Origin of the sequence: Spirillospora sp. NPDC052242 (assembly GCF_040679555.1) — a bacterium.
GTDB lineage: Bacteria > Actinomycetota > Actinomycetes > Streptosporangiales > Streptosporangiaceae > Spirillospora.
The window spans coordinates 166,356-189,122 of the sequence record NZ_JBFAUZ010000009.1 but is presented as its reverse complement, the minus strand read 5'-3'; the positions used below and the strand labels follow the sequence as shown (position 1 = coordinate 189,122).

19 protein-coding genes are annotated in these 22,767 nt (G+C 71.0%); 10 read left to right on the top strand and 9 right to left on the bottom strand.

Annotated features, from left to right (window positions below; genetic code table 11):
• Positions 1-99: 99 nt before the first annotated feature.
• A complete protein-coding gene (locus tag AB0L25_RS10335; RefSeq protein WP_500170567.1) occupies positions 100-777 on the bottom strand; it encodes a glycerophosphodiester phosphodiesterase in 678 nt (225 codons plus the stop codon).
• 72 nt (positions 778-849) lie between these two features.
• Here AB0L25_RS10335 and AB0L25_RS10330 point away from each other — a divergent pair, with 72 nt between their 5' ends.
• The 3 genes from AB0L25_RS10330 (at position 850) to AB0L25_RS10320 (ending at position 4,302) form a co-directional block, all read left to right on the top strand.
• Entirely contained in the window at positions 850-1,728 is an 879-nt protein-coding gene (locus AB0L25_RS10330; protein ID WP_500170565.1) for an alpha/beta fold hydrolase, read from the top strand.
• A gap of 79 nt (positions 1,729-1,807) precedes the next feature.
• Positions 1,808-3,025 (top strand): FxsB family cyclophane-forming radical SAM/SPASM peptide maturase, encoded by a 1,218-nt coding sequence (locus AB0L25_RS10325; protein ID WP_500170601.1) that lies wholly within the window; start codon positions 1,808-1,810, stop codon positions 3,023-3,025.
• On the top strand, positions 3,022-4,302 hold the full coding sequence (locus AB0L25_RS10320) for an HEXXH motif domain-containing protein (RefSeq protein WP_500170563.1): 1,281 nt from the start codon (positions 3,022-3,024) through the stop codon (positions 4,300-4,302). Before AB0L25_RS10325 ends, AB0L25_RS10320 begins: the two co-directional genes overlap by 4 nt.
• On the opposite strand, the gene fxsT (AB0L25_RS10315) is transcribed toward AB0L25_RS10320, so the two are convergent.
• A complete protein-coding gene (fxsT, locus tag AB0L25_RS10315) occupies positions 4,299-6,764 on the bottom strand; it encodes an FxSxx-COOH system tetratricopeptide repeat protein (protein ID WP_500170561.1) in 2,466 nt (821 codons plus the stop codon). The genes AB0L25_RS10320 and fxsT (AB0L25_RS10315) overlap by 4 nt on opposite strands.
• Before the next feature lie 391 nt (positions 6,765-7,155).
• On the opposite strand from fxsT (AB0L25_RS10315), the gene AB0L25_RS10310 reads away from it, so the two are divergent.
• From AB0L25_RS10310 to fxsT (AB0L25_RS10290), 5 genes are all read left to right on the top strand, one after another.
• Positions 7,156-7,341: an FxSxx-COOH-like cyclophane-containing RiPP peptide gene (locus AB0L25_RS10310; protein ID WP_500170559.1), complete on the top strand. Its 186-nt coding sequence runs from the start codon at positions 7,156-7,158 to the stop codon at positions 7,339-7,341.
• A 360-nt stretch (positions 7,342-7,701) separates the two neighbouring features.
• Complete coding sequence (locus tag AB0L25_RS10305; protein WP_500170557.1) at positions 7,702-9,033, top strand: MFS transporter; 1,332 nt, start codon at positions 7,702-7,704, stop codon at positions 9,031-9,033.
• Positions 9,034-9,167: 134 nt separating this feature from the next.
• A complete protein-coding gene (locus tag AB0L25_RS10300) occupies positions 9,168-10,646 on the top strand; it encodes a VMAP-C domain-containing protein (RefSeq protein ID WP_500170555.1) in 1,479 nt (492 codons plus the stop codon).
• Between the two features lie 21 nt (positions 10,647-10,667).
• Complete coding sequence (locus AB0L25_RS10295) at positions 10,668-11,690, top strand: AAA family ATPase (RefSeq protein ID WP_500170553.1); 1,023 nt, start codon at positions 10,668-10,670, stop codon at positions 11,688-11,690.
• Positions 11,687-15,868: an FxSxx-COOH system tetratricopeptide repeat protein gene (gene fxsT / locus AB0L25_RS10290; protein ID WP_500170551.1), complete on the top strand. Its 4,182-nt coding sequence runs from the start codon at positions 11,687-11,689 to the stop codon at positions 15,866-15,868. The genes AB0L25_RS10295 and fxsT (AB0L25_RS10290) overlap by 4 nt, the downstream gene beginning before the upstream one ends.
• Before the next feature lie 25 nt (positions 15,869-15,893).
• Here fxsT (AB0L25_RS10290) and fxsA read toward each other — a convergent pair whose 3' ends face one another.
• A complete protein-coding gene (gene fxsA, locus AB0L25_RS10285; protein WP_500170549.1) occupies positions 15,894-16,091 on the bottom strand; it encodes an FxSxx-COOH cyclophane-containing RiPP peptide in 198 nt (65 codons plus the stop codon).
• A 237-nt stretch (positions 16,092-16,328) separates the two neighbouring features.
• On the opposite strand from fxsA, the gene AB0L25_RS10280 reads away from it, so the two are divergent.
• Complete coding sequence (locus AB0L25_RS10280) at positions 16,329-17,348, top strand: effector-associated domain 2-containing protein (protein ID WP_500170547.1); 1,020 nt, start codon at positions 16,329-16,331, stop codon at positions 17,346-17,348.
• A gap of 75 nt (positions 17,349-17,423) precedes the next feature.
• Here the strand turns inward: AB0L25_RS10280 and AB0L25_RS10275 are convergent, their stop codons facing one another.
• From AB0L25_RS10275 to AB0L25_RS10265, 3 genes are all read right to left on the bottom strand, one after another.
• The gene (locus AB0L25_RS10275; protein ID WP_500170545.1) at positions 17,424-17,705 is read right to left on the bottom strand and encodes a hypothetical protein; all 282 of its coding nucleotides are present in this window, start codon (positions 17,703-17,705) and stop codon (positions 17,424-17,426) included.
• A 78-nt stretch (positions 17,706-17,783) separates the two neighbouring features.
• Positions 17,784-18,398 carry a class F sortase gene (locus AB0L25_RS10270; RefSeq protein ID WP_500170543.1) on the bottom strand — a complete coding sequence of 205 codons (615 nt, stop codon included), beginning with the start codon at positions 18,396-18,398 and terminating at the stop codon, positions 17,784-17,786.
• Positions 18,398-19,141, bottom strand: a complete 744-nt coding sequence (locus AB0L25_RS10265; RefSeq protein ID WP_500170541.1) for a hypothetical protein — start codon at positions 19,139-19,141, stop codon at positions 18,398-18,400. The genes AB0L25_RS10270 and AB0L25_RS10265 overlap by 1 nt, the downstream gene beginning before the upstream one ends.
• A gap of 226 nt (positions 19,142-19,367) precedes the next feature.
• On the opposite strand from AB0L25_RS10265, the gene AB0L25_RS10260 reads away from it, so the two are divergent.
• On the top strand, positions 19,368-20,276 hold the full coding sequence (locus AB0L25_RS10260) for an oxygenase MpaB family protein (RefSeq protein WP_500170539.1): 909 nt from the start codon (positions 19,368-19,370) through the stop codon (positions 20,274-20,276).
• 3 nt (positions 20,277-20,279) lie between these two features.
• On the opposite strand, the gene AB0L25_RS10255 is transcribed toward AB0L25_RS10260, so the two are convergent.
• The 3 genes from AB0L25_RS10255 to AB0L25_RS10245 are packed head-to-tail and all read right to left on the bottom strand — an operon-like array spanning position 20,280 to position 22,754.
• On the bottom strand, positions 20,280-21,167 hold the full coding sequence (locus AB0L25_RS10255; RefSeq protein ID WP_500170537.1) for a RecB family exonuclease: 888 nt from the start codon (positions 21,165-21,167) through the stop codon (positions 20,280-20,282).
• Between the two features lie 3 nt (positions 21,168-21,170).
• On the bottom strand, positions 21,171-21,878 hold the full coding sequence (locus AB0L25_RS10250; protein WP_500170535.1) for an MBL fold metallo-hydrolase: 708 nt from the start codon (positions 21,876-21,878) through the stop codon (positions 21,171-21,173).
• Between the two features lie 30 nt (positions 21,879-21,908).
• On the bottom strand, positions 21,909-22,754 hold the full coding sequence (locus AB0L25_RS10245) for a PHP domain-containing protein (protein WP_500170533.1): 846 nt from the start codon (positions 22,752-22,754) through the stop codon (positions 21,909-21,911).
• Positions 22,755-22,767 lie beyond the last annotated feature (13 nt).

Below are 22,767 nucleotides of genomic sequence, written 5' to 3'. Positions count from 1 at the left end.
CCCGCTTCGCGGTCGCGGTCCGCGGCACCGCACGTCCGTCGTTGGCACGCTCCAGCGGAGCGTGCCGCGCCGGGCCCGCGGTCCCGCACCGACGACCGTTCAGCCGTCCCGCAGCTTCAGGGCCTTCGCGGGACGGTCCGTCACCAGGACGGCCACCCGCGGATCGCCCAGGAACCGGCGCATCACCGGCTCGGCGTTCACCGTCCAGATCATGGCGGGGAACCCGGCCCGCGCGCACTGCCGCAGCACCCCGACCCGCGCCAGCCGATGGTTCAGCGCGACCATGTCGGCGCCCGCCCGGCGGATCAGCGGCAGCGGCGCGAAATTGTGCGCGGCGCCCCGCTCCCACAGGTTCCGGCCCACCGACAGCGCCGTCATCACCTGCGGGAACCGCGCCTTGATCTCGACCAGCGAGGGCACCTCCCCGGTCGTGACGACGAACTGCTGACCGAACGCCTCCAGCGCCAGCGCGACCGTCTCGTGCTCGCAGCCGCGCTCCTTGAGGTCCAGATGCCCCCGCGCCTTCCCGGCGATGATCTCCATGGCGTCCTCGACCAGCGGCACCGGACGCGGCGACAGCTCCTGCACACGCTCGTACGTCAGCCGCTTCAGCGGGAGACCGCCGACCGTCGCGTCGTGATGGACGACGAGGCGCCCGTCGCCGGTCCGGCGAATGTCGATCTCCACGTACTCGGCGCCGGACTCGGCCGCCTCCCGGAGGCCGTCCAGCCCCGCCTCGTCCCGCCGATGCGCGGACACGGCCGGCTTGGGTTGCACGCTGTGGACGTTACCAGTGCGGGTCCGTCGCGACAGGCCCGGCCCGAGGTCCGTTTAGTAGGGTGGCGCCCCGTGAGCACGCCCCGGTTCCTGACACTGCCCACCGGCGTCGACCGCACGACGATCGAGACGTCCCGCGGTCCCTTCGCCGCCCTGGCGGCCCTTCCGGGTTCGGGGGTGTCCGAGCGCTGTCCCGCCCTGCTGGTGCCCGGCTACACCGGCAGCAAGGAGGACTTCCTCGCCGTCCTGCAGCCCCTCGCCGCGTCCGGCCGCCGCGTCGTCGCGATCGACCTGCGCGGCCAGTACGAGACGCCCGGGCCCGACGAGCCGTCCGACTACGGCTGCCCCTCCCTCGGCGAGGACGTCACCGCCCTGCTGGACGCCCTCGGCCCCGACCCCGTGCACCTCGTCGGGCACTCGTTCGGCGGGCTCGTCACCCGCGAGGCCGTCCTCGCCGACCGGGTCCGGCCCGCCTCCTACACGCTGATGGGGTCGGGCCCCGCCGCCATTTCCGGCCCGACCGGTACCCGCGCCGCCGCCCTCCGCGACGCCCTTCCCGAAATGGGCATGCAGGCCATCTGGGACATCAGCATGGAACCCGAACTGATCGCCAAGGGCGTCCCGCTGGAGATCGTCGAATTTCTGAAGCGCCGCATGCTCGGCACGTCCGAGGCGAGCCTCGTCGGCATGGCGCGCGAACTCCTCACCGCCCCCGACCGCACCGACGAACTGGCCAAACACTGCGCCGGCACCGGGCTGCGCACGCTCGTCCTGTACGGCGAGGACGACGACGCCTGGCGGCCCGAGACGCAGGCCGCGATGGCGGAACGGCTCAACGCGGACCGGGTCGTCATCCCCTCCGCGGCCCACTCCCCCGCCGTCGAGGCCCCCGAAACGACGGCCGGCGCCCTCATCGATTTCTGGAATCAGGCAGAACGCGCCCTGGGCTGAGAATTTCACGCGTGCACCCGCCCGTATAAACGGGTTATCGTAACGCGCAGCCGCTTTCTCGCTTCGGGAGTTGATCAGCGTGACGATGGGCGGGACACCGGACGCCGAATGGCCCGCCGCACTGAACGTCCAGACTCTCCTCGAAGAGGGCTGGCGCCCGACGCCGTTCCGGCAATTCGTACTGAAGATGCACAGCCGTTGCAACCTGGCGTGCGATTACTGCTACATGTACGAGATGGCGGACCAGGGCTGGCGGCGCCAGCCCCGCCGCATGTCCCGCACCACGATCGACCAGGTCGCGGCCCGCATCGCCGAGCACGCACGGCACAACGACCTGCCCCGCGTCGAGGTCATCCTGCACGGCGGCGAACCCTTGCTCGCCGGCGTGGAGCAGCTCCGATACGCGCTCAAAAGCATCCATTCGACAGCCGCTCCGGATGTTTCGGTCGGCTTCCATGTTCAGACGAATGGCGTCCTCCTCGATGCGTCCTTCCTGGAACTGTTCGAGGGGCACGACGTCCACATCAGCGTGAGCCTCGACGGCGACCAGAAAGGCCACGACCGGCACCGGCTCCGCAAGAACGGCGACGGCAGTCACCACGCCGTCACCCTCGGTCTGCAACGGCTCACCGCTCCCGCCCACCGGCATCTCTTCAGCGGCCTGCTCTGCACGATCGATCTCGCCAACGATCCGCTGGACACCTACGAGGCCCTGCTCTCCCACGGCCCCCCGACGATGGACTTCCTGCTCCCCCACGGCAACTGGGAGGAGCCGCCCCCCGATCTCCCCTCCGACGGCACCCCGTACGCCGACTGGCTCATCGCCGTCTTCGACCGCTGGTACCGCGCCCCCGTCAGGGAGACCCGCATCCGGCTGTTCTCGGAGATCATCCGGTTGCTCCTCGGCCGTCCCTCGCACAGCGAGTCCATCGGCCTCTCCCCCGTCGCGGTCGCCGTCGTCGAGACGGACGGGAGCATCGAACAGGTCGACACGCTCAAGTCGGCGTACGAGGGCGCGGCCCGCACGTCCCTGCACACGCGGCGCGACCCGTTCGACGCGGCCCTCATGCTCCCCGCGATCGCCGCCCGCCAGATCGGCCGCCGCGCCCTCTCCGACGAGTGCCGCGCCTGCCCCGTCCACCGCGTCTGCGGCGGCGGCCTCTACGCGCACCGCTACCGCTCCGGCACCGGCTTCGCGAACCCCTCCGTCTACTGCCGCGACCTCCTCCGGCTCATCACCCACATCCGGGGCGTCGTCGCGCGCGACGTGGAAGACATCAAACGGAGGGCCACATGATCCTCACCCGCCACGAGATCCCCGAGGAGATGTTCCGCGCCCTCGCCGCGGGAGGGGGCGGCGCCGAAGCCGTCGAACTCCTCAACCGGGCGCAGTACAGCAAGCGTCTCCTGCTGCTGCGCGGGATCCGGGACACCGGGGCCCCGGGCGCGCTCGTCGCCTACGACCTGCTCGCCCGCATCCAGGAGGAGGCCCCGAGGGCCGTCGAGACCGTCCTGCGGTACCCGACCGTCGGCGAGTGGGCCCGCCGCACCCTCCTCGTCCTCACCGGACGGGAGGAGGGAACCGCGAACCCGGAGGAGTTCGCCGCCCTGGCCGCGGCCGCCGCGATCCGCGCCGGGCACCCCTGCGGCATCCACGTGCCCGACCGCGACGGCGCGATCGTCCTGCCGTCCCTGGGCCGCGCGCTGCTCCCCGGAAACCTCGTCCGCGTGGACGGCAGGGGCGCCGCGATCGGCACCGGCGCGGACGCCCTGTGGATCCCGCCGGACCCGCACGAGGACGCCCCCGGCTGGCAGGCCGTGCGCCGGCTCCCCGGCGGTCTCCTGCTCGACGACCACGACCCCGACCGGATGCCCGGCGGCACCGCTCTCCCCCGCCGCCTCACGCCCGCCGAACTCGGCCACTGGCGGGAGACGCTCGTCGAAGCGCAGCGAATCCTGGCGGTCCACCACCCGACCGTGGCCGCCGAGACCGCCGCGGCCCTCACCGTCCTCACCCCGCTGGTCGCCCCGGACCACGGCCAGTCGAGCGCCACCCCGAAACACGCGTTCGGCAACATCGGCCTGTCCACCCCGCCCGACCCGCTCTTCCTCGCCGTCACCCTCGCCCACGAGGTCCAGCACACCAAGCTCACCGGCCTGCTCGACGTCGTCCCCTTGACCCGCCCCGACGACGGCGCCCGCTACTACGCGCCCTGGCGCACCGACCCCCGTCCCGTCCCCGGCCTGCTCCAGGGCGCGTACGCGCACCTGGGCATCGCGGGGTTCTGGCGCGTCCAGCGCCACCACGAGACCGGCGAGTCGGCGCTCCGCGCCCATGCCGACTTCGCCCGCTGGCGCACCGCCACGGACCTGATCCTGCGCACCCTCGCCGCCACCGGCGACCTCACCCCCGACGGCGAACGCTTCGTCGCCGGGATGACCGAGACGCTCGCCCCCTGGCTCGACGAACCCGTCCCGGCCGACGCCCTGGCCCTCAGCCGGGACGCCGCCGCCCGCCACCTGGCGGCCTGGCGCGCCGCCCACGGCGCCCCGCCGGCCCTGCAGGGTCTCTAGATCGGCGGCGGGTCGAAGTCGAAGTCGAGGTGGCGGCGCTCCGCCGCCACGATCGCGTCCCGATGTTCGATCCCGAGCGTGTGGACGTAGGCGTCCATCGTCTCCTTGTACAGCTTGGACGCCTCGTCCCCGCGCCCGACCGCCTCCAGGTCGACCGACAGGTTCGCTCCGCACGCCAGCGTCATCGGGTGCCGCTCGCCCATCGTCCTCCGCAGCCGCCGCAGCGTGCCCTCGCCCAGCCTGCACGCGTCCTCGACCTGGCCGAGCTCCGCCAGGTCGCTGGCCAGGTTCGCCGCGATCGTCAGCGCGTAGTGGTGGTCCTCCCCGAGCACGTTCCGCAGCCCGGCGAGCGCCCGCTCGTTCAGCTCCCGGGCGCCGACGACGTCACCGCGCACCCGCAGCAGGACCGCCAGGTTGCCCATCGCCCCGTAGTTGTAGGGATGTTCGGGCCCGTACGCCCTCGGGTACCTGCGCACCGTGTCGGCCGCCAGTTCGTGCGCGTCCGTCAGCTCCCCCATCGTCCGCTGGACGTTCGACAGGCACATCGCGGCCGCGAGAGTGTCCGGATGGTTCAATCCGTACAGCCGGACGAACTTCGCGTGCACGTCCAGGGACATCTCGAGCGCCGCTTCGAGGTTCTCTCCGAGCCTCCGGTAGGCGATGGCGAGGTCGGTCCCCGCACGCATCGTCCACGGATGCTCCGCGGTCAGCTCGTTGACGCCGTAGGCGTACACGTCCTCACCGCTGTCGCACGCCTCCGCGTAGTCCCCGCACAGCCGCGCGGCCCGCGCCAGCCCGTTCCACGCGTTCAGGATGTTCGTCGAGGGGTCGACGTCCGAGATCCGGGTGAATCCGGCGTACGCCCGCCCGTGCAGCTCCTTGGCCCGCTCGTAGTCGCTGTTGAGGCCGTAGTCGAGAGCGAGGTTGTTGACCAGCTGCAGCGTGGCGAAGTCGTGTTCGCCGAACACTCGCTCGTACAGGTCCAGGGACGCGATATCGCGTTCCCGCGCCTCCCTGAAGTTGCCGCTGGCACGCAGATCGGCGCCGATGGTGTTGCGGAAGCGAAGTGCGATCTCGTATTCGGAACCCGCGACTCTTTCGGCCTGCTCCAAGCCGATCTTGTCAATGTCATAGGCGGCGCCGAAGTCGCCGAGCGCGCGCAGCACGTTCGCGAAATAGAACCTGAGCCGGAGAACCTGGGGGTCTCCCTCGGGGGTGTCGGCGACCCACCGGTCGAGAAAGAGTTCGGCGACGCGGCGCCCCAGCGAGTAGTCACCGGAATTGTAGAGATACTGAACGATCTTGATTGCGAAGTCGCGGACCTTCGGATCCTGGCTCTCGCTCACCTCGGCCGGGACGATGTGCCCGAGCAGCTCGGCGTAGCGCGGCCACGTCGGCGGCGTGACGTCCAACGGCGCCGCCTCCACCAGAAGCCGGTGCACGTCGTCGCGGATGCGCTGCCGGACCGACACCGCGATCTCGTCGCGCAACAGCGCCTGGATCAGCCGGTGCACCTGGATGGTGCGGCTCTGCGACTCGACCCGGGCCAGCGCGTAGCGGCCGAGCTCGCCCAGCGCACGGGACAGCCTGATCGGGTCTCTCAGCAGACCGGCCAACGGTTGCCCGATTCCTTCGGGCACCCGGGTGAAGACGTCTCGCGGGATCGGTTCGGGCCCGAAGAAGGCGCAGCAGCGCAACAACTCCACGGCTTCGGGAAGCTTGTCGGCGAGGCTGTCCACGGACAGCTTCCAGGCCGCGGTCATGGAGACCGGGTATTCGGTGGGCTTGCCTTCGGCCAGCAGCTGGCTGGCGCGCTCCTTGAGAAGCCGGAGGTACTCCGTGACGGTCATGCCCGTCTCGGCCTGCAGAGCACCGGCCTGTTCCAAGGCGAGCGGCAGGTCGCCCAGTTCGTCCGCCAGCCGGTCGGCGTCCTCCCGGCCGACCGCGCGCGACACGCGCTTGCCGAGGAACTCGATGCTCTCCTCGCGTGTGAAGACCTCTACCGCGACGGTCCTGGCGACGGCGTCCCAACGGGGGTTGCGCGACGTGATGATGACGTGCCCGTCGCCCTGCGGCACGTAGTCGCGGAGATCCTCGGGCTGGTCCGCGTTATCGAAGATCAGCAGCCAGCGCGAGTACGGCTCCCCCCTGCGGAGGCAGTCCAGCACCGCGTTGGCCGCCTCTTCGACCCCCATCGTGCCGACGGGCGGCAGCCCGAGGTGGGGAGCCAGCGCGGCCAAGGTCGGGCGCACCAGGGAGGGCTGGTCCGAGGGGATCCACCAGACGACGTCGTAGTCGGCCTTGAAGCGGTGCGCGTACTCGACCGCCATCTGCGTCTTCCCGACGCCGCCGTAGCCCTGGAGCGCGTGCGGCACGACGGCGGTCACCTGTCCGGAAATGCCGGCGCGCAGCCTGTTGAGCAACTCTTCCCGGCCGGTGAAGTTGATGTTCCGACCCGGCACCCTGCCCCAAACCGTGGGCGTCGGCCCCGTCGCACGCCCGATCCTGGCGGACATCGGAAGTGACATGCGCATACCCCTGCCTCATATGTGACACTGCATGGTTTCCGGGCGCACACACCGTAATATCCCATTGGGAAGAGCCACGGAATAGGTCACGCGTCACACAATGCCACCATCGGCCGGTCATCCACTTACCTGCACTCATTATCAAGGATTAGCGGCCGACCGTAAAGAGGCATGGCCGACTGTTGCCTCGCCTTGCGCGGCCACACCGTGGCCACGGCGCGCAATACGTGACATGCTGGACATAACGCCCGTGATCGGGCCGGTGCCCGATCTCGGACGGCGAACACTCGCCACGTCATGTGCCGTCCCGCGCCGAGGAGGCAGGGTGAACGACCAGGTGACCGCGTTCCGCGCCGATCCGATCGACGTTTCGGACCTCACCCTCAGCCAGCTCGAAGAACTCCCGCAATCCTCCATCGCCATCGCGCTGCGCGAGGTTCTGGATCCGGCGCTCGGGGAGATCGCCGCAGCGGGTTTCGACGCCTTCACCCCCGCGATCTCGCACGGCTGACGCTCTCCGCGCCACGCCGTCCGGACCGGGCGTGCGACCGTCGGAACCGATGCAACGTTGCACCGGCATGACCGGGGTCCAATATTGATCACATACCGGCGTTCCGCGTATACGTGAAGTAAGCCCGTAGTCCGGTTCCAGGAGTTCTGTCCGCACCTTGCCGTGGCGCGGTAATAATCGGGCGGACATTTTTATCGTTCCCACCCTCACTGCACGTGCAAACGGTTAGCATCGCGGTACTGCCGGAGCAGGTCGCTCTCCAGGTTGATCCCACCAGAACTTCTCAGCTAGAGGTATGCCTCCTACTCGCAACCCTGCTGGTCATGGCGGTGCGACCACATAGGGCGAGAGGGCTTGCACGTGACCGAGGCCGCGGTCTGCGACCAAGCCGCAGCAGACGCCCCGGCCCGGCTTCCACGTAATCTGCGCGTCTTCCTCGCGGTGTCCGCGGTATCGCGCGCCGGCGGGGCCTGCACGTCGACCGCCGGCCCCTTGCTGGCCCTGCACCTCACCGGGTCGCCGTTCTACGCCGGCCTGATCGCGGCGGCGGGGGCCGTCCCTAATCTCCTGGCCCACCTGCCCGCCGGCGTGCTCATCGACCGTCACGACCGGTGGCAGGTGATGAGGTACAGCCAATGGGGACGCTGCCTGTCGATCGCGGGCCTGCTCTGCAGTCTGCTGGTGCTGAGCCGGTTCTGGCGGCTCGGCACCATGATCAGCATTCCGTGCCTGATCGCCCTGGAAAGCATCTTCGCCACGACGTTCAAGATGGCCTGGACGGCCGCGCTTCCGCAGTTGGCGCCGACCAGGCTCCTGTCTCAGGCCATAGCCAGGAGCGAGACCCAGCATCACGTGGCCCTGCTGGTGGCGCGACCCATCGGCGGTATCGCCGACGCCATCAGCCACAAATTACCGTTCATGCTCAATCTCATCATCTGCACGGCGTCCGCGAAGATGCTGACGTACCTGAAGAAGACCATGCCCGTCACGGATCGGGACGAGAAGCATGACAGAGAGGGGCACGATCGGCCACGGGTGTCCGGCGATATCGGGCGAAGCATCAGGTGGATACGCGGCGACAGTTTTTTACGGCAGAGCCTTCTTGTCTTCTCGGTCACGAACTTCTTTTTCCAGATGACCGTCATCTTGATGATCGTGATCATGAAGGACAAGGGACTCTCCAGCGTTTACATCGGCGTCCTTCTGGCCGCATCCGGCTTCGGCGGAATCCTCGGCTCGCGTATCGCGATCCGCACCCTCAAGCTGATCGGCCTGAAGCACGTGACGTTCGCCGCGACGTTCTGCTGGACGCTTCTGCTCTTCCTTCCCATCTGGTGGACGAACTCGCCTTTGGTCCTCGTCGGCGTGTGGGCGGGAGTCGGCTTCGTCGGGTCGATCATCACCGTGGCACGTGACCTGTACCAGGCCACGAACGTCCCGCGGGAGCTGCTCGGCCGGGCGGCCAGCCTGAACACCCTCACGGCGCAGGCTCCGTCGACGCTCGGCGCCCTCGGCGGCGGCATCGTGATCACCTGGCTCGGCACCCGGCCCACCGCGATCGTGGTTTTCGCCGCGCTGGGCGTCCTGCTGCTCGTCATCCCGCTGTGCGGCAAGGCGCGACCGTACGACCATGCGCGAATAGGTAAGGCCGAAACGACACTTTCGGGCATGATGCAAACGAGTCAAGTGTAGCTTTTCAGCCCGCGCCGATACCGGCCGCCTTCTCCGTGAAATCGGACACCCGTATGATCCGCACCAGCACGTAACATACGGCCATCCGACGACCACACGTGATCGTTCGGCAGCCGAAAGGATGTGGCCGGCAAGTGGCATCGGGGCTGAGTCAGGACGACGTCAAGCGCCTCGTCGAGGCACTGTGGCGGCTCGACGCACTGCAGAAACAGAGCGTCCGCGACCTCTACCTGTCGATCGTCCGCAAGGAACTGGGGATCGCCCTGCCGGTGCGGCGTGACGAGCGCGACTTCCAGGATCTGTGGGGCCTGGTCGAGGGCTGTCTGGAGCAGACGGGCGCATTCCATGCGTTCCTACAGGTCGTCGAACGTTTCCACGCCGGCAACAGCACCTTCGAAGCAGTTCGCCGACTCGGATACGCACTGGTCCCGGAGCCTTTGCTGGAAGTCGGAGAACGGCGGGTGGTCCACGAACTCCTCAAGGTGCTGAAGAACGCGGAGCCCGCGGCCCTGCGTCCAGAGGTCGTCAGAGACCTGTTCTGGACGGTCGCCGAGGCACCCGGCTCGGTGGCCTTCGACACCGGGGACGTCTGGCCGGTACTGGACGCCCTGGAGGAGTTCACCGTCGACGAGGACGGTGTGCCGCCGCTGCTGAACTTCGTCGAACGGCTCGCGGTCGAGACCGGCGGGCCCGTGCGGAACCGGCTGCTCAGCTGGGTGGAGCGCGCGGCCGAGCGGCTCGGCGTCGCCTACGTGATCCGGGCGCGCCGCGAACGCGCCGCACGAGTGCGGCAACGTCCCCGCATGTACCTGGTCATCGCGTGCCGGCCCGACGGGGTGACGCCCGACAAGTACCTGATCTCCGCGTGGTTGCAGTCCGAGGACGGCCACGGGGTCATGCTCCGCTGTGACGACGAGCGCCCGATGCCCGTTACGGAGTTGCCGTCACTCGTCGTCGCTCTCCTCACGGAGGCTCCGCAGGTCGTCAATCGGCCGCCGATGTCGGAACTGACGCTGGAGTTCGTTCTTCCGCTCGATCTGCTCGGCGTGCAGTCACTGGACCAGTTGCGCATCACCGTGGACGGGCTGGAGCGGCGGCTCGGCATCGAGCACCCGGTCGTCGTGCGGAGTCTGGACCGCATCCAGAAACCGAACTATCACCCCGCATGGCGTCGTATGTGGAGCTGGCTGCGCGAGAATCCGCACCATGCAGAAGTGTGCCTGATGACACAACCGGGCCAGTATCAGGGCGAAAGCCTGTACAACATGTTGCTGTCCGATCCACCGACCGTATGCCTCGCGCTGGCCTTCCCTCCGCGTGCGTACGGTGCGGGCACGCCGGACGAACTGCGCATCGCCTTGCAGGCGGGCGCACCCGTCATCGTCTGGTGCCGGGGCGGCCGGGCTCCCGACAGGTTCGCCACGGAGTTCCATGAGCTGGCGGCCTCGGGCGTGATGGCACTGCCCGACAGCGTGCTGAAACTGCGGCGGGAGGCGGTGGCCTCCCACGGCCGGGATCCCGGTGGGGACCATCTCGGTTTGCAGCTGACGCTGCTCTTCGACGACGCGGACCGCTTCCCCGAGCCGCACGGACGGCTGAAGGCGCCCGCCTAGTGATGCTACGAGGAGGTTGTCGTGACGAAGCGAGCGGTTCCGGACCGGGAGGCCGGCGGCTGGCTAGTCTATCGCGGCGATGGCACGCCCCATGACGGTCTGCGCGACCTGCCGGACCCTCCTCCCTGGCGGCGGTTCACCCGGACCGTGTCGGGCCCCGGCCTGGGCCCGGGCGCCCTGGAGCGGGCGACGTCGTACCGGCCTGACCAGAACGTCGTCACCATGGTGAACGTGGCGCTGCATCTGCGGCGCCCGTTGCTGGTGACCGGAAAACCCGGCACCGGGAAGTCGACGCTCGCCTATCACGTCGCCCACGAACTCGGGCTCGGGTCCGTGCTGTACTGGCCGATCACCAGCCGCGCCACACTCGGGGACGGGCTCTACCGGTACGACGCGATCGGGCGCCTCCACGAGACGAGCCTGCGGCAGGCCGTCGCGCCGCACTCGGCGGCGACGGCTCCGGACATCGGCCGCTACATCCGGCTGGGGCCGCTGGGAACCGCGCTGCTGCCCCGGGACCGCCCCCGCGTACTGCTGATCGACGAGCTCGACAAGAGCGACATCGACCTGCCCAACGACCTGTTGAACGTCTTCGAGGAGGGCGGCTTCGACATCCCGGAGCTGGAGCGCCTTCCGGAGGAGGACGAGGTCGTCAACGTGATGCTCGCCAACGGGAACGAGCGCGTGGCGATCAACCGGGGCAAAGTGCAGTGCACGGAATTCCCGCTGGTCATCATCACGAGCAACGGCGAGCGCGAGTTCCCGCCGGCGTTCCTTCGCCGCTGTCTCCGGCTCGTGATCGAACCGCCCGACTTCCGGCGGCTCGCCGAGATCGTCGAGGCTCACTTCGGCGGCGATGCCCGCGACGCCAGCACCGACCTCATCAACGAGTTCCTCAGGCGCCGGGAGCACGGGGACCTCGCCACCGACCAGCTGCTCAACGCCGTCTACCTGTGCACGTCGGGTTCCCGCCCGCCCGACGGGACGCTGCAGGAGATGCTCGAGTCGATCCTGCGCCCGCTCGGCGCGACAGGGCCGGAATGAGCCGGCGCCTCGATGAGGTGATCGAGGCGCTCGCCGGGCTCGATCCCCCTCCGACCGCTCGGGAACTGGCCGACGCACTGTGGCTGGCCAGGCTCCTGCCGCCCCGTGCGGCGCACGTCGAAGCCGTCCGGGAGGTCTCCGGGCACGACGGGGAGCATGCGCCACCCCCCGAACCGGAGCCGGACGACCCCGCCGCCCCCGAGCCCTCCGCTCCCCCGGAGAGCTTCCGCTCCGTCGCCGCGTCACCGCGGGCGGCCCTGCACCTGGCCCGGCCCGGCACGGCCGGGGAAGGCATCGTGCGGGCGCCGGCCCTGCCCGCGATCTCGGGAGCGCTCGATCTCGGGCGCGCGCTCCGCCCGCTGCGGGAGAACGCCTCCTCCCGGACGGTCGAGAACCTCGCCGAGGAGGCGACGGCGCAGTGGATCGCCGAGACCGGCATCTGGCAGCCGGTGATGGAACCCGCACCGGAACGCCAGTTCGACCTCGCGCTCGTCGCCGACCAGAGCGCGTCCATGGTGGTCTGGGGCCAGATCATCGCCGAGTTCCACACCGTGCTGGAGCGGCTCGGCGCGTTCCGAGACGTCCGCCTGTGGTATTTGAACAGCGACGCCGACGCGCTGTCCCTGACGACGGGTACGGGCTCGTCGGTGCGGAACCCGAACGAGCTCCTCGACCCGACCCGCCGTCGGATCGTCCTCGTCCTCAGCGACTGCATCGGACAGGCGTGGTACGACGGTCGTGCCGCCGCCGTCCTCGAACGCTGGGCGGACGTGGGTCCGGTGGCGATCGTGCAGCCCCTCCCCCAGCGGTTGTGGTGGCGGTGCGGCACCACCGTCGAACCCGTCCGCATCGACGCCGTCCAGGCCGGTCTGCCCAACAGCCGGCTGGACGTCCGCTCGCGCGACGGGTTCCCCCTGCCTCCGGGCACTGCGGTGCCCGTCATGGAGATGGCGCCGCGCTGGCTCCGTCCGTGGGCGGAAATGGTCGGGGTCGGCGCCCGCCGCATCAGCGGCATGGCCGTGTTCACGGGGGCGCCGCCGCTGAAGGAGGCCGCGGGAGAGGAAACGGAACGGCTGTCGGCACAGGAGCTGGTCCGGCGGTTCGCCGCCGGTTCGTCTCCCATGGCGTTCCAGCTGGCCTGCCACTTCGCCGCCGCGCCGCTGAGGCTGAAGGTGATGTCCCTGGTCCAGCGGGCCATGCTGCCCGAGTCCAACCGCACGCACCTGGCGGAGGTCTTCCTCGGCGGACTCATGCGCCGGGCCGACCGGACGGGCGAACCGGCCGGCGCCGCCACGCCACCGGAAGACGTCCTGTACGAGTTCCACGAGGGCGTCCGTGACGTCCTGCTCAGCGGGCTGACGCGCGGTGACGCCCTGCGCGTGCTCGGCAGGGTCTGGGAGGTCGTCCGGGAACGCCTCGGCTCGCCGCTCGATTTCCCCGCGCTGCTCCGCGCCCTCGAGGAGACCGCCGCACCTCTCCAGGACGATCTGCCGTTCGCGCAGGTCGCCGCGCATGTGCTGCGGCGGATCGGTGGACGTTACCGTGACATCGCCGAACGGCTGGCCGTGGCGACGGCCGGGACGAGCCCGTCGGACGGAACCGTCGTGGCACCCGCGACCGAACGGCTGCGACTGCCGTACACCTCGGCGGAGGAGGCGGCCACGGCCCGCGGACCGCTCATCGGCGGCGGACTGCCCACCCGCAATCCCGACTTCATCGGTCGGGACGCGTTGCTGCGCGACGTCCGCGACCGGCTGCCCGACCTCGTCACGGCCCTGCTGCCCGCCCCGCCGCACGACCTGGGCGGCCAGGGCAAGTCACAGCTCGCGGTGGAGTACGCCCACCGGCATGCGGACGCCTACGACCTCGTCTGGTGGATTCCCGCCGAGCAGACGCCGATGGCACGGTCCTCCCTCGCCGAGCTCGCCAGGATTCTCGGTACCCCGCTGGGCGACGACATCAACCGGACGGTCGAGCATGTGCTCGACGCCCTCCGCGAAGGGCGTCCGTATCGCCGCTGGCTGCTCATCTACGATAACGCCGGCGATCCGGACGAGATGGTCCCGCTCATGCCCGTCACGCCCGGCGAGCGTCTCCTCACCACGTCCACGCCCACCGGGCATGTGCTGGTCACCTCGCGCGACCGGCGCTGGAGCGACATCACCTCCACCGCCGAGGTCGGGTTCTTCGAGCGCCGGGAGAGCGTCGCGCTGCTGTGCCGGAGGGCGCCCGCGCTGGGGTCGGCCGAAGCGGACCGGCTCGCCGCGCGGGTCGGCGATCTGCCGTTGGCGGTCGAGCAGGTCGCGGCCTGGCATGCCGCCACGGGCCGTCCGAGCGAGGACTACCTGCGGCTGCTCGACGAGCGCCTCGGGACCACGCGCGGCGTCGAACTGCCGCCGGACTACCCGCCGGAACTCGCCGCGGCGCTGGAGATCTCCTTTGAGGGCCTCCAGGCCGAGGCCCCGGAGGCCGGCCGGTTGCTGGAGTTGCTGGCCTTCTTCGGTCCCGAGCCGGTCGCGGTCGAGCTGCTCGGGGCGGGTGCCATCACACGGCTTCCGCCGGAGGTCCAGTCCACGCTGAACGATCCCGGGTCCTTGCGGGACGCCATGCGGGCCATCTCCCGCTACTCGCTGGGCCGCTTCGACGACGACCAGGACGGGGCGCGGACACAGGTCCACCGCCTGGTCCGCGCCCTTCTGCAGCAGCGCCTTTCCGAGGCCGATCAGGCGACGATGCAGAACCTCGTCCACCGCATCCTCGCCGAGGCGACCCCCGCCGCCGGACCGGACGACGAGTCCACCTGGCCGCTTCGCCGGCAGATCGCCCCGCACGTGCAGCCGACCGGGGTGATCTCGGGCGCCACGGCGGAGATCCGCGAGGTCGCGCTCGACCAGATGCGCTACCTGTATCTGCTGGGCGACTTCGAGGGGAGCCGCGTCCTCGGCGAGCTCGCGCTGCGCCGGTGGCGCGCCGAATGGGGCGAGGACGACAGGACGGTCCTGCTCACCGGGAGAGAACTCGCCAACGTCTTTCGAGCCCTGGGCAATCTCACGGAGGCCGCGCAACTCAACGCCGACATCTACCGGCGGACGGCCGAACGCTTCGGCCCCGACAACATCACAACGTTGCTCGCCGCCAACAGCATGGCCGCCGATCTGCGCCTGCAAGGCGATTTCGTCGCCGCCCTGAACTTCGACCAGGACACGCTGCAACGCATGGTGCGCATGTTCGGCCGGGAACAGCTGGAGACATTCCGGGTCATCAACAACGTGGGCATCGACCTTCGCCTGCTGGGCGAGTTCAGCAGCGCGCAGGAAATCGACGCGGACGCGCTCGAGCGTTTGCGCACGCACTTCGGTGCGTCCCACCGCAGCACCCTCCTCGCCATGAACCAACTCGCCCGGGATTTGCACGGGTTGGGCCGGTACTGGGAGGCCGCGCAGCTCCAGCAAGAAGCCCTCGAGGGAATGCAGCAAACGCTGGCGCCCGACCATGCTTTCGTGCTGCACGCCGAGATGAGCCAGGCGGCGACACTGCGGGAACTCGGGTCCTACGCCGACTCCCTACGGCTCGCGGAAGACACGCACCGCCTGCATTTGCAGCGTTTCGGAGAACGGCACCAGGACACGCTCGCCGCCCGGCGCGTCCTCGCCATGGCGTGCGTCAGGACGGGCGACGCCGACCGCGCCCGCCGCCTGGCCGAAACGGCCCTCACCGGCTATCGCCGGGTCATGGGACGGGATCACCCGTTCGCCCACGCGTGCACCACCGATCTCACGGTGACGCTGCGGGCCCTGGGCGGTCACGAGCCCGCGCGGGCGATCGACGACACGACCCTTCAGTCGCTCACACGGCTGCTGGGCCCGAACCACTACTACTCGCTGTGCTGTTCGGTCGGCCTCGTCCACGACCTCTACAACCTGGGCAGGCTGGAGGCCGCGCACAGCCGCTCAGCGGAGACACTGGCTCGTTTCAGGAGCCGCTACGGCGAGGAGCACGCCTACTCGTTGGCGTGCGCCCACAACCACCGGATCGTCAGTACGGCCCTCGGCCTCGACGGCCCGGAGCGGGATCCGCTCGCGGCGCTGGCGCGGCTGCTCGGCGGCGACCATCCCGAGATTCTCAAAGCGAAGGAAGGCAGGCTGCTGGAGTGCGTGATCGAACCGATTCCGCTCTGACGGCGCGGGCCGTTCCGCCCCGGTTTCAGCGGCGCGGCGGCGCCTGCCCGGGGTCGACGAAAGAATCGAACCCCGCCACGGCCGATTGCGGGCCCACCGCCTCGTCGAGCAGGCAGCGCAGCGCATCGCCGATCACCGTCTCGTCGATCGCCTCGATCTGCCGGAGGGAGACGTCGCTCACATCGATCAGGAAGGATCGACCTTCGTCGCCGTTGTCTCCCACCAAGCCTCCTCGTCACGGGCGAGACCACACCGCACAGTGGTGCGACGGTACAAGATCCAGGTGCCCAAACTTAACGCATGCAAAGCAGGTGACTCATACCGATCCCGAAGTATGGCCGTCTCTTGAGGACGGTTCCATGCACGGGCCGTGCACAGGGGAAAAACATGAATCGCCGTTGAGTCGGGCCCATCCCCGCGAGATGGTCGCGGCTTTCGTCTTTCGGCAGGGAGGGTCGTGGTGAGCGTCGGAGAACTGGGGGGCGTGACGGAGCGCTGGATGCCGCACGGGACGTGCGCGATCTTCGCGTGCGACATCGCGTCGTTCGGGGACGCGTCCCGAACGGACGACGTCCGGGAGATCATGCGGGAGGCGATGTACCGGCACCTCGACGAGGGCCTCCGAGCCGCGGGCGTCGGGCTCGAGAAGCGCTATCACGAAGATCGCGGTGACGGCGTGATGGTGCTCGTCTCGGCGGACGTCGGTACCGAACCGCTGCTGACGACGGTCGTGGACACGTTGAAGGCCGAACTGCGGCGGTACAACAAGGCCGCGGCGGACGTGGCGAAGATCAGGTTGCGGGTGGCGGTGCACACCGGGGAAGCCCGGCATGACGGGAACGGGGTCGTGGGAACGGCCGTTAACCACGCCTTCCGGATCCTGGACGCGCAGCCGTTCAAGGATGCGCTCAAGGAGTCGGGGGCCGCCCTCGCGGTCGTCGTGTCGCAGCGGGTCCACGACGATGTCGTCAAGCACGGTCCCGGATTGATCGATCCGGACGAGTACCGGCGGATCGACATCGCGGTGAAGGAGACGGAGGGCAGCGCGTGGGTACGGGTGCCCGGCGCGTGGAGCCGTCCGATGGCGCCGTCCGGTTCGGAGGTCGTCCAGCGGTCGCCGGATCCCGTCGCCGCGGCGCAGAACGTTCCGCGGGCGGGCGAGGCGGCACCGCTCCCGCCGACACCGGAGGCCGTGCCCCCGCAGGCGGTGTTCGAGGTCATGCACGCGATGTGCGAGGTGCCGTTGATGGCGACCGAGCAGGGCCGGAACCAGGTGCTCCAGATCGTGGGCGGGGGTATCTCGGGCGCGGTTCCTCGGCACGCCGAAACACGGCAGGACGTCTACGCGATCGTCACGACGTGCTTGGACTACCCAGGGGGGTTGCAGAGGTTGCTGGTGGCGATCAAGGGGTTGGCCGGGGAGTCGATGGCCGTGCTGCGGCTGGAGCAGACGATCGCGCGGGTGCTGCCGCGGCTTTGAGGCGCGGCGCGGGCGACGGGCGGGCGCGTGGGCCCGTGCGTGGCCGTCTCACCACGCGCCGTGCGGCGTCCGGGGTCAGTCGCGGGGGCAGTCGGGGCAGGGGCGTTGGGCGAAGGTGGGGGTGAGGACGACGCCGGCGCCGAAGCAGGTCCAGCAGCCGAGTTGGTAGCCGGTGGCGTAGACGGGGCCGCGGAGTCCGTCGGTGCGGAAGCGGGGGCCGGCGGGGGCGGTGCCGGCGCGGCCGGTGCCGGAGCAGTCTTCGCACTGCAGGGAGATGCGGTTGTCGCCGCGTGCGTACACGATCTCGCCCCTGCCCTTGCAGGCCCGGCAGGAAGGGCCGTCCCACGGTGCGCCCATCTCTCACCCCCGGTCGCGGGTTCCCTGGTTCATCATGCCAGCTCAAGGCCGAAATTTGACCCCGATGCGAGAGATGCTTTACGCGACGGTCGACAGGTGGGCGTAGACGACGATGTTGTCGATGTAGCGGCCGTCGCGGAGGGGGCCGCCGCAGGTGATCAGGCGCAGGGACGGGTGCGGGGTGTGGCCGTAGACGGCTCTCGCGGGGAAGCCGCGCTTGGTGTGGCGGCGGACGGTGTCGACGGTGAAGACGGCCGTGGTGCCGTCGGTGCGGCGGACGCGGACGGCGCGGCCGGGTTCGAGCGCGCCGAGCCGGTGGAAGACGGACGGGCCGGAGCGGCGGGAGTCGCGATGGCCGAGGATCACGGCGGTGCCGCGCTCGCCGGGGGTGACGGAGCCCGTGTACCAGCCGGCGAGGTCCTCGTGCGGGGGCCGGGGCACGTCGAGGGTGCCGTCGGGGGCGAGGCCGAGGCGCAGGAGGCGCGATTCCACGCCGATGGACGGGATGGCGAGCGTGGCCGGACGGGACGGTGCGAGCGGTGCGTTGCCCGTGGACGGCTGATGGCGGGGAGCCGGGGCGCGCGGGGGTTCGGCGGGGGTCAGGAGGTCGATGCCGGTGCAGGCGGTGAGGGCGGCGGCCGCGAGGGCCGCGAGGCGGGTGCGGGGACCGGCCGCGCGGCCCTGGCGGGGCATCAGGGGGTGCGGCGGCGCGCGGCGAGGGCGAGGGCCGCGCCGGCGAGGGCGATGAGGCCGGCGCCGAGGGCGCGGGTGCCGCCGGTGGTGCCGGCGCCGGTGTCGGCGCCGTGCGCGGCCATGGGGCGCAGGGCGCCGCACAGGGCGGGCGCGGTGGCGGCGAGGGGGAGGTCGGGGACGAGGTCGCTGCCGGCGTTCCGGGCCCGTTCGCCGATCAGGGACGGGTCGAGGCCGTGGACGACGACGACGGCGGTGCCGTCGCGGAGTGCTGCGAGGGTGGCGTCGTCGAGTTCGATGACGCGTTGGTAGTCGAGGGCGGCGCCGTGGGGTGCGATCTCGAGGTTGGTCCCGGCGGCGGGCGTGGTCGCGCCGCGGACGGAGAGGGTGGTGCGGATCGGGCCGTAGGCGGGTTCGCCTTCGGTTGTGCCGACGACGCCGTCGCCGTCGGTGTCGGCGGACGGGGCGGGGCATTCGCCTTCGGCGCCGCCGTGGATGTGCTGGAGGTGCGGGTAGGGCCGCCCGTCGAGCAGGGCCGCGAGTCCCGAGTAGTGCTCGGTGACGGTGGCGGTGCGGCCGTCCAGTTCGAGGGTGAGGGTCCCGGAGCCCTTCTGGTGGTTCAGCGGATCGAGCACCGCCTGGTACGTGCGCGCGCCGGAGTCGGCCAGCGCGGGTGCGGCCGGGGCGCCCGCGGCGGCGAGCGCGGCGGCGGCCGCGGCGAGCGGCCGGGCTGCTTTGAGTGCCATGGTCTTCCCTTCGGGTGCGGGCGCCGGGAGGCGCCCGTGCCTCCCTCCGGTGCTCGTCCCCCTTGATCGTTATCGCCAAGGGAAGGGGCGGGAATTGGTCGGGCAATGGGTGCGGGACGGGTCTGGCATGGCCGTCACGTCGCGATATGCGCCGGAGCGGGGGGCGATGTCGCGCCGGTCGGCGTGTAATGACACACTTACCGGAGTTTGTCTCACGGAGGTGCGTATGTCGGCGACCGTCCAGCCACCCGAGAGCGTCACCTGGCGCGTGCACATCGACCGGGCCATGTGGGTCGGGGGCGTCCGCAGCCTCATGCTGCAGGCCCTGCATCCCGTGGCCATGTGGGGCGTCTGGCAGAACTCGAACTTCCGGGAGGACCCGTTCGGACGGCTCCAGCGGACGTCCGACTTCGTGGGGCTCTCGACGTTCGGCAGCGAGGAGGAGGTCGAGGCCGCCGCGTACCGGGTGCGGGAGATCCACCGGAGCCTGCGCATCCTGAACCACGACACCGGCAAGCGGGAGCGGCTCGACCAGCCCGAGCTGCTGCTGTGGGTGCACTGCGCCGAGGTCTACTCGTACCTGGAGGTCGCGCGGCGGGCCGGGCTGCCGCTGACGGACGCCATGGCGGACCGGTACCTGGACGAGCAGCGGCAGTCGGCCGTGCACGTGGGGCTGCACGCGGAGGACGTCCCGGGGAGCGTCGCGGAGATGGAGCGGTACTTCGCGAGCATGCGGCCGCACCTGCGGGTCACCGAGGAGGCCGCCGAGACCGTCCGGTTCCTGATGTGGCCGACGATGCCGGAGAACCTGAAGTTCCTCGCGCCCGGAAAGCCCGGCTGGTTCCCGTTCGGGGCGCTCTGCTACTACTCGCTGCCCGACTGGGCCCGCGCGATGTACGGGGCGCTGCCGGAGATGCCGCAGCCGGCCGTCACCGCCGCGCTGCGCTCGTTCCGGATGACGATGAACTCCGTGCCGGAGCGGGTGCACGACTACGCGTTCGCCAAGAACACCCGCGACATGCTCGACCGCGCGCGGCAGCGGCTGAGCGCCGAGGGCTACGACCTGAGCAAGGGTCTGTACGGGCTGCGCGACCCCCGGCGCTGGCCCGCCCGCAGGCCCGTCGGCGTGGCCTGAGCGTCAGGCGTCGACCGGGAGGGCCGCCCAGGGGTCCTTGCGCGGGGCGGCCTCGCGGCCCTCGGGGCAGTGGCGCGCGAAGTCGCACCACGCGCACAGCGGACCCGGACGGGCCGGGAACCGCTCGTCGAACGGGGCGTGGTCGACCGGGCGGGCGGCCTCGCCCCGGCGCGGCTTCGGGACGCGGGAGCGGTAGTCGTCGTCCGCCGCCGAGGCTTCGGCCGCGATGTCCTCGGCGCGGCCGATGTGGCGGTCGAGGGACTCCGCGCTGTGCTCCCACGCGGCCACCTCGCCGGACGGCAGGTGGTGCAGCTCGACGCGGCGGCAGGGGCGGCGCAGCACCCGGGACGCCGCGACCGCGTAGATCGCGAGGGCGAGCGACCCGCGGGCGTCGTCGGGGGTGAGCGGACGGCGTCCGGTCTTGTAGTCGACGACGACGAGCTCGTCGCCGCGGGCGTCCAGGCGGTCGATGCGGCCGGAGACGGCGATGCGGGCGGTGCGGGTCGCTACCGTCCGTTCGACGCCGACCGGCTCGTCGGACGGGTCGAGGCCCGCGACGTAGCGTTCGACCATGCCACGGGCCCGTTCGCGCTGCGCGGCGGACTGCTCGGCGTCGCGGAACCCCTCGGCGATCCAGCCGCGGACCAGCAGGGACCCGGCGGCGGCGGGCGTCCGCTCGGCCTCGGGCAGCCGCCACCACGCGGCCAGCGCGTTGTGCACGCTGGCCCCGAAGCTGTTGTGCGCCCACGCCGGGCCCTTCGGCGGCATCGGACGATCGAGGTAGGTCATCCGGTAGCGGCGGGGGCAGTCCCGCCAGGTGTTGAGCCGCGACGGCGTGCACGCGTACAGGCGTTCGGGCATGCCGTCGAAGCCGAGCTGCTCGGCGGCCACGCGTCAGTCGGTGTCCTCGCGCGCCATGTCGCCCCAGGACTCCCAGCGGGCGTTCTCCTCGCCGGCGGTGGTCTCGTCGCCCTGGGCGGGCATGACCTGCAGGTCGCGGGGCAGCGGGTCGAGCAGCGCGCCGATCGAGTTGAGCTGCTTGCGCAGGTCGTCGTAGACGCCGCCGATGGAGCCCGGACGGCCGCGGTGCAGGGTGTCGCCGGAGAACAGCACGCCGAGCTGCTCGCTGATCACGCAGACGCTGCCGGGGGTGTGCCCCGGGGTCTGGACGATCTCGAGCTGGGCGTCGGCGATCTCGAAGACGCCGCCGTCCTCCAGCCAGATGTCGGGCTCGAGGGACCGCAGCGCCTTGGCGTCGTCCTCGTCCTCCTCTTCCTTGGCGAGGCGGCCGAAGTAGTCGCGCCACAGCAGCCGGTCGGCGCGGTGCAGCGCGATCGGGGCCCAGTTCTCCTCGTCCTCCTCGCCGGCGGCGGCGACCTCGAGCACGACGGCCAGCCGGTGCTCGTTGCCGTCGGTGAGCAGCACGGCCATGACCTCGCGCTCGCCCACCTTCTCGAGGATCGCCTCGGCGTCGAACGCCGGGTCGATGACGATGACCTCTTCGTCGTCGCCGACGATGTAGGTGTTGTTCTCGACGTCGTACTCGGTGTCGTCAAGGGTCAGCTTGCCCGACGTCACCACCTGTTCGATGCGCGCGTCCACGCAGGCACCCTACCGCGCTTCGCAACCGGGTCAGGGCAGCGGCGGGACGGTGCCGCGGGCGGCGGCGACGAGGGCCTCGTAGGCGGCGGGCGCGGTGGTCTCGGCGCCGATGCGGTCGCCGGTGGGGGCGCCGTGGTCGTCGCTGGAGCCGGTGACGACGAGGCCGAGCGACGCGGCGAGTCCGCGCAGGTGGGCGCGGTCCTCGGGGGCGTGGTCGGGGTGGTCGGTCTCGACGCCGGTGAGCCCGGCGGCGGCGAGCCGCTCGATCAGCTCGTCCGGGAACGCGTAACCGCGGCGCCCCGCCCGGGGGTGCGCCAGGACGCACGCGCCGCCGGCCGCGCGGACGAGCGCGACCGCGCGATCGGGGTCGAGCGCGTACCGGCCGACGTGCGCGCGGCCGCCCTCGGCGATCCAGTCGCGGGTGAACGCCTCGTCGTGGGACGCGACGGCCCCGGCCTCCAGCATGGCCTGGGCGATGTGCGGACGGCCGACGGCCTCGCCCCGCGCGAGCCCGCGGACCCGCTCCCAGGTGACGTCCACGCCGAGCCCGCGGAGCCGGTCGACCATCGTGCGGGCCCGGATCACGCGGTCGTCGCGGATGCGGGCGAGTTCGGCCGCCAGGACGGGTTCGGCGGGGTCGAACAGGTAGCCGAGCATGTGCAGGCTCCGGCCCTCGTGGACGCACGACAGCTCGATCCCGGGGACGAGCGTCAGGCCGTCCGGGAGGGCCGCCGCGGCGGCGTCCCATCCGGCGGTGGTGTCGTGGTCGGTGAGGGCGACGACGTCCACGCCGTTGCCGCGCGCGCGCCGCATCACCTCGGCGGGCGGGCGGGTGCCGTCGGACACGTCACTGTGGACATGGAGGTCGATCACCATTCCCACAGCCTAG

Excerpts from the sequence above, each read along its gene's own strand:
- AB0L25_RS10265 (WP_500170541.1), bottom strand. The coding sequence starts at position 19,141 with ATGGCACTCAAAGCAGCCCGGCCGCTCGCCGCGGCCGCCGCCGCGCTC.
- AB0L25_RS10270 (WP_500170543.1), bottom strand. The coding sequence starts at position 18,398 with ATGCCCCGCCAGGGCCGCGCGGCCGGTCCCCGCACCCGCCTCGCGGCC.
- AB0L25_RS10275 (WP_500170545.1), bottom strand. The coding sequence starts at position 17,705 with ATGGGCGCACCGTGGGACGGCCCTTCCTGCCGGGCCTGCAAGGGCAGG.
- AB0L25_RS10245 (WP_500170533.1), bottom strand. The coding sequence starts at position 22,754 with ATGGTGATCGACCTCCATGTCCACAGTGACGTGTCCGACGGCACCCGC.
- AB0L25_RS10260 (WP_500170539.1), top strand. The coding sequence starts at position 19,368 with ATGTCGGCGACCGTCCAGCCACCCGAGAGCGTCACCTGGCGCGTGCAC.
- fxsT (WP_500170551.1), top strand. The coding sequence starts at position 11,687 with ATGAGCCGGCGCCTCGATGAGGTGATCGAGGCGCTCGCCGGGCTCGAT.
- AB0L25_RS10320 (WP_500170563.1), top strand. The coding sequence starts at position 3,022 with ATGATCCTCACCCGCCACGAGATCCCCGAGGAGATGTTCCGCGCCCTC.